At 69.0% G+C, this 15,146-nt stretch carries 10 protein-coding genes; 9 read left to right on the top strand and 1 reads right to left on the bottom strand.

The window, feature by feature from the left end; translation table 11 throughout:
- Positions 1-60: 60 nt before the first annotated feature.
- The 9 genes from QPK32_RS16300 (at position 61) to QPK32_RS16340 (ending at position 13,137) form a co-directional block, all read left to right on the top strand.
- On the top strand, positions 61-861 hold the full coding sequence (locus QPK32_RS16300; RefSeq protein ID WP_290413842.1) for an ABC transporter permease: 801 nt from the start codon (positions 61-63) through the stop codon (positions 859-861).
- Positions 861-2,081, top strand: coding sequence for an ABC transporter ATP-binding protein (locus QPK32_RS16305; RefSeq protein ID WP_290413843.1), 1,221 nt, complete (start codon positions 861-863; stop codon positions 2,079-2,081). Before QPK32_RS16300 ends, QPK32_RS16305 begins: the two co-directional genes overlap by 1 nt.
- Positions 2,078-3,406: a bifunctional 2-polyprenyl-6-hydroxyphenol methylase/3-demethylubiquinol 3-O-methyltransferase UbiG gene (locus tag QPK32_RS16310; protein WP_290413844.1), complete on the top strand. Its 1,329-nt coding sequence runs from the start codon at positions 2,078-2,080 to the stop codon at positions 3,404-3,406. Before QPK32_RS16305 ends, QPK32_RS16310 begins: the two co-directional genes overlap by 4 nt.
- Positions 3,390-7,154: a glycosyltransferase gene (locus QPK32_RS16315; protein ID WP_290413845.1), complete on the top strand. Its 3,765-nt coding sequence runs from the start codon at positions 3,390-3,392 to the stop codon at positions 7,152-7,154. The genes QPK32_RS16310 and QPK32_RS16315 overlap by 17 nt, the downstream gene beginning before the upstream one ends.
- Positions 7,151-8,908 carry a DUF6311 domain-containing protein gene (locus tag QPK32_RS16320; RefSeq protein WP_290413846.1) on the top strand — a complete coding sequence of 586 codons (1,758 nt, stop codon included), beginning with the start codon at positions 7,151-7,153 and terminating at the stop codon, positions 8,906-8,908. The genes QPK32_RS16315 and QPK32_RS16320 overlap by 4 nt, the downstream gene beginning before the upstream one ends.
- On the top strand, positions 8,871-9,854 hold the full coding sequence (locus tag QPK32_RS16325) for a glycosyltransferase family 2 protein (RefSeq protein WP_290413847.1): 984 nt from the start codon (positions 8,871-8,873) through the stop codon (positions 9,852-9,854). Before QPK32_RS16320 ends, QPK32_RS16325 begins: the two co-directional genes overlap by 38 nt.
- Positions 9,841-10,251: a GtrA family protein gene (locus QPK32_RS16330; RefSeq protein ID WP_290413848.1), complete on the top strand. Its 411-nt coding sequence runs from the start codon at positions 9,841-9,843 to the stop codon at positions 10,249-10,251. Before QPK32_RS16325 ends, QPK32_RS16330 begins: the two co-directional genes overlap by 14 nt.
- A 13-nt stretch (positions 10,252-10,264) precedes the next feature.
- Positions 10,265-11,335: an acyltransferase gene (locus QPK32_RS16335; protein WP_290413849.1), complete on the top strand. Its 1,071-nt coding sequence runs from the start codon at positions 10,265-10,267 to the stop codon at positions 11,333-11,335.
- A 107-nt stretch (positions 11,336-11,442) separates the two neighbouring features.
- Positions 11,443-13,137, top strand: coding sequence for a histidine kinase famiy protein (locus QPK32_RS16340; RefSeq protein ID WP_290413850.1), 1,695 nt, complete (start codon positions 11,443-11,445; stop codon positions 13,135-13,137).
- Positions 13,138-13,307: 170 nt separating this feature from the next.
- Here the strand turns inward: QPK32_RS16340 and QPK32_RS16345 are convergent, their stop codons facing one another.
- On the bottom strand, positions 13,308-14,765 hold the full coding sequence (locus tag QPK32_RS16345) for a DEAD/DEAH box helicase (RefSeq protein WP_290413851.1): 1,458 nt from the start codon (positions 14,763-14,765) through the stop codon (positions 13,308-13,310).
- Positions 14,766-15,146: the final 381 nt, after the last annotated feature.

Consider the following 15,146-nt stretch of genomic DNA (forward strand, 5'->3'; position numbering starts at 1 on the left):
CCGAATACGGATGTGCTCCGCGCGTCCCGATTCCGATGTCATGATCAAGCTCCAACACCTATGATTTCCCGTTCCATGCTGGGCGGCGTCTGGCGCTACCGCGGCTTCATCGCCGGCAGCGTGCGCCGGGAGTTCCAGGCCAGATACCGCAATTCCCTGCTCGGCGCCGCCTGGACGATCCTCAATCCGCTGGCGATGATCGTCGTCTACACCGTCATCTTTTCCCAGGTGATGGGCAACCGCCTGCAAGGCAATACGGGCCACTTCGCCTACAGCATCTACCTGTGCGCGGGCGTGCTCACCTGGGGCATGTTCGCCGAGATCACCACGCGCGGCCAGAACGTCTTCCTCGAAAACGCCAACCTGATCAAGAAGCTGCAGTTCCCCCGCATCTGCCTGCCGATCGTGGTCGTGCTCAACGCCTTCGTCAATTTCGCGATCATCTTCGGCCTGTTCTCGCTGTTCCTCGTCTTCAGCGGCAGCTTCCCGGGCGCCGTCTACCTGGCCCTGCTGCCCGTGCTGGCGGTATTGATCCTGTTCGCCATCGGCCTGGCCATGGTGCTGGGCGTGCTGAACGTGTTCTTCCGCGACGTCGGCCAGTTCTTCACGATCCTGCTGCAGTTCTGGTTCTGGTTCACGCCCGTCGTGTACCCGGTCACGGCGCTGCCGGAACAGTACCGCGCCTGGCTCGCGTTCAATCCGATGGCGGCCGTGGTGCAGGCCTGCCAGACGATCCTGCTGAACGGCCGCGCGCCCGACTGGGGCAGCCTGCTGCCGGCCACCGCGCTGGCGCTGCTGCTGTGCGCACTGGGCCTGCAGCTGTTCCGCAAGCGCGCGGGCGAAATGGTGGATGAACTGTAATGGGCGCGATCATCGTCAAGGGCCTGGGCAAGGCCTATAAACAATACGGCAACCGCTGGAGCCGCCTGGCCGAGTGGATCCTCCCCGGCGACAAGCCGCGCCACAAGCTGAAATGGGTGCTGCAGGACATCAGCTTCGAGCTGGCGCCCGGCGACGCCGTCGGCATCATCGGCATCAACGGCGCCGGCAAGAGCACGCTGCTCAAGCTGATCACGGGCACCGCCCAGCCGACCACCGGCAGCGTGGACATCAGCGGCCGCGTGGCGGCACTGCTGGAACTGGGCATGGGCTTCCACCCCGACTTCACGGGGCGCCAGAACGTGTTCATGGCCGGCCAGCTGCTGGGCCTGTCCGTGCCCGAGCTCGAGCAGATGATGCCGCAGATCGAGGCGTTCGCCGAGATCGGCGACTACATCGACCAGCCGGTGCGCGTGTACTCGTCGGGCATGCAGATGCGCCTGGCGTTCAGCGTAGCGACGGTGCGCCGTCCCGACGTGCTGATCGTCGACGAGGCGCTGTCGGTGGGCGACGCCTACTTCCAGCACAAGAGCTTCGAGCGCATCCGCGCCTTCCGCAAGGAGGGTACGACGCTCCTCATCGTCAGCCACGACCGCGCCGCGATGCAGTCGATCTGCGACCGCGCGATCCTGCTCGACAGCGGGCGCCTGGCCAAGCAGGGCACGCCCGAGGAAGTGATGGACTACTACAACGCGCTGATCGCCGAGCGCGAAGGCAGCACGGTGGAACAGGTGCGCACGCCCGAGGGCCGCGTGCAGACCACGTCCGGCAACGGTCACGCCAACGTCACCGAGGTAGCGCTGGAAAACGAGGACGGCCAGGCGCTCGAGGTGCTCAATGTCGGCGTGCCGGCCACGCTGCGCATCCGCGTCAAGGTCAACCAGCCGCTCCCGCGCCTGGTGCTGGGCTACATGATCAAGGACCGCCTGGGCCAGCAGATCTTCGGCACCAATACCCACCACCTCGAGCGCGCGCTGGAGAACCTGCAGGCCGGCGAAACCATCGACTACCGCTTCCGCTTCCCCCTGAACCTGGGGCCGGGCAGCTATTCGATCACGACCGCGCTCACCAGCACCGAAACCCACCTGGCCGACAACTACGAGTGGCGCGACCTGGCCGCCATCTTCGTGGTCATGAACATGAACCGGCGCGAATTCGTCGGCAGCAGTTGGCTGGAACCGCAAGTGGAGATCCAACGATGAGCCAGACGTCCCAGGCTTCGTTCTACCGTGCTTTCGAGGACCGCTACCGCGGCTCGCGCGAGACCATCAAGGACCGGCTGCGCGCCTATACTCCGCTGACCGCGCCGCTGCTGCAGACTGGCGGCCCCGTGGGTGCCCTGGACCTGGGCTGCGGCCGCGGCGAGTGGCTGGAGCTGCTGGGCGAACAGGGCTTCGACGCGCGCGGCGTCGACCTGGACGAGGGCATGCTGGCCGCCTGCCGCGAGCGCGGCCTGAACGCCCGGCACGGCGACGCGCTGGCGGCGCTGCGCGCGCAGCCGGACGACAGCCTGGCGCTGGTCTCGGCGTTCCACTTGGTGGAACATTTGCCCTTCGCGCTGGTGCAGGAGCTGATCGCCGAGGCGCTGCGCGCGCTGGCGCCGGCGGGCCTGTTGATCATGGAAACGCCGAACCCGGAAAACCTGACGGTCGGCGCCACCAGCTTCTACCGCGACCCGACCCACCTGCATCCGCTGCCGCCCGACCTGCTCGGCTTTGCCGCCGAACACGCGGGCTTCGGCCGCCAGCGCATCGTGCGCCTGCAGGAAGAACAGCAGCTGCACACGGGCGCGCAGGTGGGCATCATCACCGTGCTCGAAGGCGTCAGCCCGGACTACGCCGTGGTCGCGCAGAAGGCGGCCGGCGCGGCGCTGCTCGCGCCCTTCGACGCCGCCTTCGACGCCCACCACGGCATTACCCTGGCCCAGCTGGCGCTGCGCTACGACGACCAGCACGCGGCCCGCAACGCCGAGATCCACCACATCCTGGCGCGCATCGAGCGCCACGGCTCGCAGCTGGCGGTGGAGCTGGCGCAGACGCGTTCGCGCACCGACGCCCAGCAGGGGCAGCTGGACGAACTGCGCCAGCACCTGGGGCGCCAGGAGGCGCGCATCGCGCAGGCCGAGGCCCATGCGGCCGAGATGTCGCAGCGCGTGGTCGACCTGCTGAACAGCAGCTCGTGGCGCATCACCGAGCCGCTGCGCCGCACGATGGCGATCGTCTACCGCCTGCGCAACGCCCGGCGCGAAGGCCGCCTCGGCACCGCCGCGAAGTCGCGCGTGAAGCGCGTGGTGCGCCGCGCCGGCGGCGCGGTGCTGCGCCGCCCGGCCCTGAAGCGCGCCGTGCGCGCCGTGCTGCGCCGGATCCCGGCGCTGGAATCGCGCCTGTACGCGCTGATGCTGGACAACAGCGGCGCTACCCGCCTGGTGCTGGACGACGAAGCCGGCGAGCTGTCGCCGCGCGCGGCCAAGGCATACCGCCAACTGAAACAGGAACAAGCAAGGATGGCCAATGCGGATAGTCATTGATCTTCAGGGCGCGCAGTCGGCGAGCCGCTTCCGCGGCATCGGCCGCTATTCGCTGGCGCTGGCGCTGGGCATCGCGCGCAACGCCGGCGAGCACGAGGTGTGGCTGGTCCTGAACGCCGCGCTGGGCAGCGCCATCGACGACCTGCGCCAGGCCTTCGCCGGCCTGGTGCCGCCCGACCGGATCCGCGTGTTCGACATCGCCGGCCCCACCGCCGAGGCGCATGCGCCGAACAGCCCGCGCGCGCGCGCCGCCGAGCTGCTGCGCGAGCATGCGATCGCCCAGCTGCATCCGGACGCCGTGCTGGTCACCAGCCTGTTCGAAGGCTACGTCGACGACAGCGTGGTCTCGATCGGCCGCTTCACGGACGGCGCCGCCACCGCCGCCATCCTGTACGACCTGATTCCCTACCTGAACCCGCAGAAATACCTGCCGCAGCCGGAACAGCGCAACTACTACGAGCGCAAGGTCGCCTCGCTGCGCGAAGCGGGGCTGCTGCTGGCGATTTCCGATTATTCGCGCCAGGAAGCGATCGACACGCTGGGCCTCGATCCGGACCGCATCGTCTCGATCTCGACCGCCGTGGACGAGACCTTCCACCCCGGCGAACCGGATGCGGCGCACACGGCCGCGCTGCGCGCGCGCTTCGGCATCCGCCGCGCCGCGCTGATGTGCGCGCCGGGCGGCTTCGATTCGCGCAAGAATATCGAAGGCCTGATGGCCGCCTACGGCATGCTGCCGGAGACGCTGCGCGCGGCGCACCAGCTGGTCATCGCGGGCAAGTCCAACGAGGGCGAGCGCCAGCACCTGCTGGACCTGGCCCGCAAGTACGGCCTGGCGCCGGACGAGCTGGTGCTGACGGGCTACGTCACGGACGCCGACCTGATCGACCTGTACCGCGCCGCCGCCCTGTTCGTGTTCCCCTCGCTGCACGAAGGCTTCGGCCTGCCGGCGCTGGAGGCGATGGCCTGCGGCGCGCTCGTCATCGGCTCGGACGCCACCAGCGTCCCGGAAGTGATCGGCAACCCGGAAGCCATGTTCGACGCGCGCGAGCCGGCCAATATCGCCGCCAAGATCGTCCAGGTGCTGAGCGATCCGGCGCTGCAGGAACGCCTGCGCGCGCACGGCGCCGTCCACGCCCGCACCTTCAGCTGGGACAACAGCGCAAAACGCGCCATCGCCGCGCTGGAAGCGCATGCGGCCCGTACACCCGCGCCCGCCGTCACCGCCGAGGCCCCAGCCAAGCCGCGCATCGCCTTCGTGTCCCCGCTGCCGCCGGAGCGCACCGGCGTGGCCGACTACGCGGTGCGCGTGCTGCCCACGCTGCTGCCCTACTTCGACGTCGAGCTGGTCGTCAACCAGCCCGCGGTGGCGCTGCCGCCGGAACTCGCGCACCTGCCCTGCCACCCGGCGGCCTGGCTCGACGACCATGCGGACCGCTACGACCACATCGTCTACCAGTTCGGCAACAGCCCCTTCCACAGCCACATGGTCGGCCTGCTGCAGCGCCATCCGGGCGTGGTGGTGCTGCACGACTTCTTCCTGAGCAGCATGCTGTCCTACGAGCAGATCACCGGCGCCATGCCCGGCGTGTGGACGCGCAGCCTGATGCACTCGCACGGCTACGCCGCGGTGGCGGCCAGCGTCGCGCCGGACAGCCTCGAGCGCGCCAAGCAGGACTATCCGTGCAACCTGGAGATCCTGCAGGACGCCGCCCACGTCATCGTGCACTCCGACTATGCGCGCCAGCTCGCGCGCGACTGGTACGGTCCGGAAGCGGGCCGCGACTGGAGCGCCGCCCAGCTGCCGCGCGCCGTGCCGGCCGTGAACGACCGCGGCGCCGCGCGCCGCGCGCTGGGCATCCCGGACGATGCCTTCGTCGTCGCCAATTTCGGCTTCGTCGCGCCCACCAAGCATTGCATGGAACTGCTGCAGGCCTGGCTCGCCTCCAGCCTGCACCGCGACCCGCGCTGCCAGCTGGTGTTCGTGGGCGAGAACCACGGCGGCGACTACGGCCGCCAGATCACGGACACCATCGCCGCGGCCAGGGCCACGGAGACGATCCGCGTCTCGGGCTGGACCTCGGACGAGGATTACTTCCGCTGGCTGCAGGCCGCCGACATCGGCGTGCAGCTGCGCACCGGCTCGCGCGGCGAGACCTCCGGCACGGTGCTGGACTGCATGATCTACGGCCTGCCCGTCATCATCAACGCCAACGGCGCCATGGCCGAATTCTCGCACGACGCCGTGTGGATGCTGGACGACAAATTCGAGCAGGGGGCCCTGGTCGATGCGCTGGAAACCCTGCGCACGGACGACGCGCGCCGCCTGGCGCTGGGCCGGGCCGGCTTCACGCTGATGGGCACCCGCAACAGCCCCGAGCGCGTGGGCCGCATGTACAAGGACGCGCTCGACGTCGCCGCCGGCAAGGCACGCACGGCCCGCCCCGCCCTGCTGCGCGCGCTGCTGCGCACGCCCGGCCTGGACGGCGACGACGCCATGCTGCAGCGCCTGGCGCGCTGCATCGCGCATGCGCCCGACCCGCTGCAGCCGCGCCAGCTGCTGCTGGACGTGACGACGATCGCGCGCCACGACCTCAAGACCGGCATCGAGCGCGTCGTGCGCAAGCAGCTGCTGGAACTGATGCAGATGCGCGCCATCGGCTGGCGCATCGAGCCCGTGTATTTCGACAGCGCCGACGGCCAGCCGCACTACCGCTACGCGCGCAACTATGCGGCGCGCCTGCTCGGCATCGAGCAGGTGCTGCAGGGCCCGGACCCGGTGGTGGACGTGCAGGCCGGCGACATCTTCTACAGCGCCGACCATTCGCCGCAGGCGCACATGGAAGCCGCCAGGACCGGCCTGTTCGCGGCCTGGCGCGCGCGCGGCGTGGGCATCAACTTCCTGGTGCACGACCTGCTGCCGGTGCTGCGGCCGGAATTCTTCCCGCCCCACGCCGACACGACCCACGCCGCCTGGCTCGACTGCATGGCAGCCGAGGGCGACCGCCTGATCGGCGTCTCGCGCGCCGTGCGCGACGACCTCGCCGCCTGGCTGCCGACGCGCGACATCGCGCGCCGCCCGGGCCAGGTGCTGACGGCGCTGCACCATGGCGCCGACCTCGAGGTGCGCGCCGCCGCCGGCACCAGCCCGTCGCCGGTGGTCCAGCAGGTCGCCGCCCGTCCCAGCTTCCTGATGGTGGGCACGATCGAGCCGCGCAAGGGCCACCTGCAGGCCATCGACGCCTTCGAGCAGCTGTGGGCCGCGGGCGAGGACGTGAACCTCGTCATCGTCGGCCGCGAAGGCTGGAAGCCGCTGGCCGACAGCGACCGCCGCACCCTGCCGCGCATCATGCAGCGCCTGCGCGCCAGCCCGGAACTGGGCCGCCGCCTGCTGTGGCTGGACGGCATCGACGACGACACGCTGCAGCAGGTCTACCTGGCCAGCGCCTGCCTGCTGTTCCCCAGCGAAGGCGAAGGCTTCGGCCTGCCGCTGATCGAGGCCGCCCACCACGGCCTGCCGCTGCTGGTGCGCGACATCCCGGTATTCCGCGAGGTGGCGGGCGAGCACGCCGCCTACTTCGCGGGCCTGGACGGCGCGGCGCTGGCCGGCGCCGTGCGCGACTGGCTCGCGCTGCACGCCGAAGGACGCCATCCGGCCTCCGCGGGCATGACCTGGATGACCTGGCAGGAACAGTCGCGCGCGCTGCTGGCGCTGCTGGCCGGACAGCAGGACAGGGCCGCTCGATGAACGACATGTACCGTACCGGCGCGCCCGAGGCGCGCCTCGACCCGCGCAGCCTGCGCGCGGCACGGACCCGCCTGCTGGACGTGCGCGGCGCGCTCGGCCTGGCGCTGGCCGTCCTGCTGGCCCTCGGCTATGCCCTGTGGCTGTACAAGGCGCCCATGCTGAGCGGGAAGGCGGCGTTCTGGTGGCGCGACCATGCCGACATCACCCAGTACGTCACCGGCTTCAATGCCTACGTCCACGAACCGTGGCACTGGCCGCTGCTGCGCATCGAATCGCTGAACACGCCGGACGGCACCCTGGCGACCTTCGTCGACGCGATCCCGCTGTATGCGATGCTCCTCAAGCTCGTGCATCCCGGCCACGGCTACTGGAACCCGTTCGGCCTGTGGATCGCCATCTGCTACGTGCTGCAGGGCGTCGGCGCCTGGTGGATCTGCCGCGAAGCGAAGATGCGCAGCTGGCCCGTGCTGGCGGCCATGACGCTGCTGCTGGCCAGCTTCCCCGCCCTCACCTTCCGCATCGCGCATACGAGCCTGATGTCCCAATGGATGCTGCTGTTCGCGCTGGCGATCTACCTGCGCGGCGGCCGGCTGGGCCGGATCGCCACCGGCCCGTGGACGGCGCTGGTGGTGTGCGGCTTCTACATCAACATCTACCTCTTTGCGATGTTCTCGGCCATCTTCGGCGCCGACATCCTGCGCCAGCTGCTGCGGCCGCAGCCGACGCCGGCGCTGCGCCGCCAGTCGGTGGCACGCGCCCTGGCGGCGCCGGTGGCGGCCTACGGCCTGCTGTTCGTCACCATGTGGGCGACCATGCTGCCGATGCCGCCGGGCTCGGGCAGGCAGGAATGGGGCTTCGGCTTCTATTCGATGAACCTGCTGGGGCCCCTGCACGGCGGCCGCCTGCTGGAGCTGGCCACGCCCATCGCGCACGAGGGCCAGGGCGAGGGCTTCAACTACCTGGGCATCTTCCTGCTGCTGCTGGCGGCCGTGGTGTACAAGCTGCGCCAGCGCCACGACCCGGCGTTCTGGCGCCGCCACGGCGTGCTGTTCGGCGTGCTGGTGCTGCTGACCCTGTTCGCGCTGTCGAACACCGTCTACCTCGGGAACGTGCGCCTGTACTCGCTGCACCTGCCGCCGCAGCTCGACGCCGTGACCTCGACCTTCCGCTCGTCCGGCCGCTTCTTCTGGCCGGTGGGCTATGCGATCGTCGTGTTCGCCGTGCTGGGCGCGGCGCGCTACCTGAAGCCTGCTTCGGCGGCGCTGCTGCTGGCGGCGGTCGTGCTCCTGCAGTTCTGGGACCTGCAGCCGCACCACGCGCGCGCCCGCGAAACCGTTTCCCTGCCCGTGCAGCCGGCCATCGACGAAGCGCGCTGGGACGCCTTCCTCGGCCCGGGCGTCAAGGCGCTGCACTACTACCCGCCGTTCGGCTGCGGCGACCCGCCGACGTCCGAAGCATTGCTGCCGACGACGGCGTACGCCGTCAAGCGCCGCTATCCGCTGTCGACCGGCTACATCGCCCGCACCGCGAAGTCGTGCACCGGCTACGCGGCGACGATCTCGCACCTGCCGGCCAGCACCGCCGTCGTGTTCGACAAGCCGCACTTCCCGCGGCTGGAAGACGCGCAGCGCGAGATGGGCGCGAACGCCACCTGCGCCGACATGCAACTGGTGTTCCTGTGCCGCCGCAACGCCGCCACCTCTCCTGAACCGGATCATGAAAAAACGAGTATCGCTAGTCGCTCCCTTCTATAACGAATCGGGCAACGTCCTGGAATTCTTCCGCCGCGTGGCCGTCGTGGCGGACAGCCTGCCGCAGTATGCGTTCGAGGTCATCGCCGTCAACGACGGCAGCCGCGACGCCACCTGGAACGAACTGCTCGAGGCGCGCTCGCGCCATCCGTGGGTGCACCTGGTCGACCTGTCGCGCAACTTCGGCAAGGAAGCCGCGCTGACCGCGGGCCTGGACCGCGCCCGCGGCGACGCCGTGGTGCCCATCGACTCCGACCTGCAACACCCGCCCGAGCTGCTGGGCGAGATGCTGGCGCAATGGGAGCAAGGCGCCGAAGTGGTGCTGGGACGGCGCACCGACCGCGATACCGACGGCCGGCTGCAGAAGATCTCGGCCACCTCGTTCTACCGCTTCCACAACATGATCTCGAACGTGAAGGTGCCGATGGACGTGGGCGACTTCCGCCTGATGGACCGGCGCGTGGTGCAGGCGCTGCGCCTGCTGCCGGAAAACCACCGCTTCATGAAGGGCCTGTTCGCCTGGGTGGGCTTTCGCACCGTCACCATCCCCTACACCATCGCCAAGCGCCACGCGGGCAAGTCGAACTTCAACGGCTGGAAGCTGTGGAACCTGGCGCTCGAAGGCATCACCAGCTTCTCGACGGCGCCGCTGAAGATCTGGACCTACGTCGGCCTGGGCGTGTCGGCCTTGGCGCTGCTGTACGCGGCGGTGATCGTGCTGCGCACGGTGGTACAGGGCATCGACGTGCCGGGCTACGCCTCGCTGATGGTCAGCGGCATGTTCCTGGGCGGCGTGCAGCTGATCGGCATCGGCGTGCTGGGCGAATACGTCGGCCGCATCTACCACGAGGTCAAGCGCCGTCCGGTCTACCTGGTGCGCGAGGAGCACGAGTTCGAACGCGCCGTCCTGCATCCGGTCCGCCAGGAGCGCGAGCTTGAGCGGGCCTGATTCGCCGGTGGCGCGCCTGCTCGCGCGCCACCGCGCGCTGATCGTGTTCGGCGCGATCGGCGTCGCCAACACCCTGCTGCACTCGGCCACCGTGGTGGCCGTGGTCGAGAGCGCGCTGGCCGGCCCGGTGCCGGCCAACGTGGCCGGCTTCGCGGTGGCCAACACGGCCTCCTTCTTCGCCAACTGCCGCTTCACCTTCGGCCAGCCGCCGAGCTGGCGCCGCTACCGCACCTTCCTGGCCGTGTCGCTGCTCAGCCTTGCGCTGACCATCGGCCTCTCGGCGCTGGCCGAGGCGCTGCACTGGCACTACCTGGCGGGCCTGCTGCTGGTGCTGCTGTGCGGTCCGGTGCTCACGTACATGCTGCACAAGGCGTTCACGTTCCGCCAACCGGCATGAGCACCTCCCGACGATGACCAAACCCGTACTCTCAGCCACCATTAGCGCCGCATCTCCTCCCAGTGCCTCGCGCGACCACGCCCTCGACGGCATGCGCGTCATCGCCACCCTGCTGGTGATCGCGATCCACGTCAGCGCGAAGGGCTTCGGGGCGATGGGGGAACGCGGCTGGTGGGCGCTGAACGCCTACGAAAGCCTGGCGCGGGTGGCGGTGCCGCTGTTCTTCATGATCAGCGGCGCCCTGCTGCTGCCGCGCAGCCACACGATCGCCTCGATCGGCCGGCGCGAGTGGCGCATCGGCCTGCCATTGATCGGATGGTCGCTGATCTACCTGCTGTGGCTGCGCTACGGCGGCCAGCACCACCGCGACTGGCTCGGCATGATCGTCTCCGGCCCCGTCATGGGCCATCTCTGGTACCTGTATGCGCTGGCCGGCGCCTACGTGTTCCTGCCCGTGCTGGCCGTGTTCCACCAGGCCCTGCCCGCGCGCATGCAACTGTTCTCGCTGCTGTTCTGGTTCGTCGGCGCCAGCCTGGTGCCGCTCGAGATCGCCCTCACGGGACGACGGCTGGTGGGCATCGACTGGGGATCGCTGCCGCTGTATCCCGGCTACATGGCGCTGGGCGCCCTGCTGTACCGGCACCTGCCCGCCGTGCCGCGCCGCGGCGGCGTGGCCTGGGCCGCAGTAGCCTGGGCGCTGCTGGCGCTGGCGATCGCGCTGGCGACGTGGTGGCGCAGCGACCGGGTGGCGCATGCCGACGAGACCTTCTACGTGTATTCGAGCCCGCTGGTGCTGCTGGCCGCCATCCCGGCCTTCGTCTTCGCGCGCGGCCTGTCGGCCGCCTGCATCCGGTCCGGCAGCGCGCTGCAGCGTGCCGTCGCGGCGTTCGCCGGCGTCAGTTTCGGCGTCTACCTGAGCCATGTCCTGGTCCTGTTCGTGCTGGACGGATACGGCATCGACTACCGCTTCGTCAATCCGTGGCTGGCCGTTCCGCTGGTGACGCTGCTGGCGGCGGCCTTGTCCGCCGTGCTGGTGCGAATCATGCAGGCGATCCCGCTGTTGCGCGCCATCGTCCCGCGCTGATAATCCGGGAGCGAATGTGCGCTCCCGAACCGAGCTCCTGGCGGTAAGCATCCATAATAGACTGACAAGCGGCCTTCATCCCGCAACGGTTATTCGAAGGAAACCACATGGCAGTCGGACGCGACAAGGGAGACCACTCCGAACAGGAACTCGACGTGCAAGGCAGCGGCCAGAGTATTGGCCTGCCGGCCGAGGGCGAGGTCGAAGGCAACGCCGTCAGCCCGATGGGCAATCCCGGCGTGCGCCACTGGCAGGCCAGCTATATCGCGCGCGACGGCCTGGACGACCGCAGCATCTTCTTCGCCGCCGTCGAGATGACGCGCATGCCGATGCTGGTCACGGACCCGCGCCAGCCGGACGACCCGATCGTGTTCGTCAACGGGGCCTTCATCGACCTGACCGGCTACCGCATGGAGGACATCCTGGGGCGCAATTGCCGCTTCCTGCAGGGTCCCCAGACCGACCGCGCCACCGTCGCCGAGGTGCGCCAGGCGCTGAAGGAACAGCGCGCCGTCGCCGTCGACCTGCTGAACTACAAGGCCGACGGCACGCCGTTCTGGAACGCGCTGTTCATCGGCCCCATCTTCGACCAGGACGGGAAACTGCTGTATTACTTCGCGTCGCAGATGGACATCACCGAGCGCCGCCAGACCCAGGAATCCTACCTGCAGGCGCAGAAGATGGAAGCGATCGGCCAGCTGACGGCCGGCATGGCGCACGACTTCAACAACCTGCTGCAGGTCATCAACGGCAACCTCGAAGTGGCGACGCTCAGCCTGGACAATCCGGAGGCCGCGCGCGGCGCCATCGACCGCGCCCAGCGCGCCGCCATGCGTGCCGGCAAGCTTACCCAGCAACTGCTGACCTTCGCGCGCAAGCAGCGCCTCGAGCCGAAGGACATCAACATCAACAACCTGGTCGTCGAGTTTTCCGAGATGCTGGTGCGCACGCTGGGCGAGCGGATCGACCTGCGCCTGGACCTGCGCCCCGGCCTGCCGGTCTCCAACCTCGATCCCACCCACCTCGAGATGGCCTTGCTGAACGTGCTGATCAACGCGCGCGACGCCATGCCCGACGGCGGCGAGGTGACGGTGGCCACAGCGATCGTACGCGGCGAGGACCGGCTCAAGAAACACGGCCTGCCGCACGGCACCTATGTCGACCTGTGCATCATCGACAAGGGCAAGGGCATGACCCCCGACGTGCTGCGCCGCGCCACCGAACCCTTCTTCACCACCAAGGGACCGGGCACGGGCCTGGGCCTGGCGATGGTGCACGGCTTCGTCCAGCAGTCGCAGGGGCGCCTGGAGATCGACAGCAAGCCGGGCGAAGGCACGACCGTGCGCATGCTCTTCCCGGCCACCGACAGCGGCATCGGCGCGGGCGCCCCGCAACAGCCGGGCGACGAGGCGCATGCCAACGAAGAGGACCTGGCCGGCGCCAAGCCCTGCGTGCTCGTGGTCGAGGACAACGACGACGTGCGCGAACTGGCCGAGAGCGTCCTGGCGATGTCCGGCTACGACGTGCTGTCCGCCGCCAGCGGCGAACAGGCCCTGCACGTGCTCGAAGGCGGCGCCCGCATCGACCTGCTGTTCACCGACGTCATCATGCCGGGCGGGATGACGGGCCTGGAACTGGCCGACCAGGTCCGCGCCTCGCATCCGCACCTGCCGGTGCTGGTCACGACGGGCTACATGGACGAGCTGCCGGGACGGGGACGCGACCTGAACATCCTGGCCAAGCCGTACAAGCACGAGGCCTTGCTGGCCAGGGTGGAGGCCGCGTTGGGGCGGGACAAATAAGTAAGCAAAGTAAGCGCCGGATTCGTCGCACGATAAAACAACGTCGTCCCTGCGAAGGCAGGGATCCAATATTGCATGCGTTGCGACGGCGCCGGCAGGACTTGGGTCCCTGCCTGCGCAGGGACGACGTGGGTTAACGAAAAAGGCCTGTCATCGACAGGCCTTTTCATTTACTGCTTCGGCAACCCGCCCAGCAGCGCCGCCAGCTTGGGTTTCGGCTTGCTCGGCGCGGCGGGCGCCGATTCGTCGCGGCGCGGGGCGATCGACGGTTCGTAGGGCTTCAGGAACCACGGGTCGACCTTCTCGCGGCGCGGCATGGGGCCGCTGCTGCGCGGACGCTCGCTCCGTTCGGCGCGTTCGCCCCGCTGCGCGCCATCGCTTTCGCGGCGGCCGCCGCGCGCGCCCGGGCGCTCGCCGTAGCGTTCCTCGCGGGCGCCGCGGCCCGGCACGAAGCCGGTCAGCTCGCCGCGCGTGATGGTCTGCTTGATCAGCTTCTCGATGTCGGCCAGCAGGCGCTCGTCCTTGTCCGAGTAGACCGACAGCGCGTCGCCGGTGGCGCCGGCGCGGCCGGTGCGGCCGATGCGGTGCACGTAGTCCTCGGCGTTGTACGGCAGGTCGTAGTTGATCACGCACGGCAGGTCGGTGATGTCCAGGCCGCGCGCGGCGACGTCGGTCGCGACCAGCACGTCGATGGTGCCGTTCTTGAAGGCGTCGAGCGCGGCGATGCGTTCCTGCTGGGTCTTGTCGCCGTGGATGGCCAGCGCCTTGATGCCGGCCTGTTCCAGGGTGCGCGACAGGCGCGAGGCGCCGATCTTGGTGTTCGAGAACACCAGCACCTGCTTCAGGTCGCGCGAGCGGATCAGGTGCTGGACCACTTCCGGCTTCTGCGACTCCTCCACCTTGTACAGCACCTGGGTGATCGAGGTATTGGTGGCGTTGCTGCGCGCGACCTCGATCGTCAGCGGATCGGTCAGGAAGCTCGATGCCAGCTTCTTGATCTCGGGCGAGAAGGTGGCCGAGAACATCAGGTTCTGGCGCTTCTTCGGCAGCAGGTTGATGATGCGCTGCAGGTCGGGCAGGAAGCCCATGTCGAGCATGCGGTCGGCTTCGTCCATGACCAGCATCTGCACCTGGCCCAGGCTGATGTTCTTCTGTTCGACGTGGTCGAGCAGGCGGCCCGGCGTGGCGATGACGATCTCGACGCCGCGGCGCAGGATCTCGGTCTGCGGCTTCATGTCCATGCCGCCGAAGACGACGGTGGAGCGCAGCGGGGTATGCTGGGCGTAGGCCTTGACGTTGTCGGCGACCTGGATCGCCAGTTCGCGCGTCGGCGTCAGCACCAGGGCGCGCACCGGGTGGCGCGCCGGCGACATGCTGGTGTTGGCATGGGCCAGCAGCAGCTGGATGATCGGCAACGAGAAGCTCGCGGTCTTGCCGGTGCCGGTCTGGGCGGCGCCCATGACGTCGCGGCCCTGCAGGACGATGGGGATCGCCTTGGCCTGGATCGGGGTCGGGTGGACATAGCCCTGGTCCGACAGCGCGCGCTGGATCTCAGGCGCCAGGCCGAAATCGGCAAAGCGCACGGTCGGCGCGCCGCCGGTTTCGTTAGTGGTCGGTGTTTCAGACATGTTTTCTTTCGGCGTTTCTTTCGGCGTTCTTTCGGCGTTCTTTCGACGATAAGCGCGGTTTTCAAGCTTGAGCTCTACGCCGGGCAGCGGCCAAGCATGGCCAACGCGAAAAAACCGGGGGACGGGACGCGCCTGGGGCGCCTGGCTCGCGGCGGTTATCTGGACCGCACGGACATAGAGACACGACAATCGCGCTCAAGGTTACCTCAAAACCACCCCTCTGTGTATGAAATCCCGATTTTTATGCCGTATGGGCTTCCTTTTTGGCAATCCGGGCCACGCCCTTCCCTTTACACGCTTTTACCCGGCTTTACACATCCGCCCGCTCCTGCCACGCCGGCCTCGGCCGATAATTCATGCAATCAATCAACATTCAAAGGA

The organism is Massilia sp. YIM B02763, from assembly GCF_030412015.1.
GTDB lineage: Bacteria > Pseudomonadota > Gammaproteobacteria > Burkholderiales > Burkholderiaceae_D > Telluria.

What these genes read in the sequence shown, in the direction of transcription:
- QPK32_RS16300 (WP_290413842.1), top strand. Translation starts at nt 61, where the DNA reads ATGATTTCCCGTTCCATGCTGGGCGGCGTCTGGCGCTACCGCGGCTTC.
- QPK32_RS16305 (WP_290413843.1), top strand. Translation starts at nt 861, where the DNA reads ATGGGCGCGATCATCGTCAAGGGCCTGGGCAAGGCCTATAAACAATAC.
- QPK32_RS16310 (WP_290413844.1), top strand. Translation starts at nt 2,078, where the DNA reads ATGAGCCAGACGTCCCAGGCTTCGTTCTACCGTGCTTTCGAGGACCGC.
- QPK32_RS16315 (WP_290413845.1), top strand. Translation starts at nt 3,390, where the DNA reads ATGCGGATAGTCATTGATCTTCAGGGCGCGCAGTCGGCGAGCCGCTTC.
- QPK32_RS16320 (WP_290413846.1), top strand. Translation starts at nt 7,151, where the DNA reads ATGAACGACATGTACCGTACCGGCGCGCCCGAGGCGCGCCTCGACCCG.
- QPK32_RS16325 (WP_290413847.1), top strand. Translation starts at nt 8,871, where the DNA reads ATGAAAAAACGAGTATCGCTAGTCGCTCCCTTCTATAACGAATCGGGC.
- QPK32_RS16335 (WP_290413849.1), top strand. Translation starts at nt 10,265, where the DNA reads ATGACCAAACCCGTACTCTCAGCCACCATTAGCGCCGCATCTCCTCCC.
- QPK32_RS16340 (WP_290413850.1), top strand. Translation starts at nt 11,443, where the DNA reads ATGGCAGTCGGACGCGACAAGGGAGACCACTCCGAACAGGAACTCGAC.
- QPK32_RS16345 (WP_290413851.1), bottom strand. Translation starts at nt 14,765, where the DNA reads ATGTCTGAAACACCGACCACTAACGAAACCGGCGGCGCGCCGACCGTG.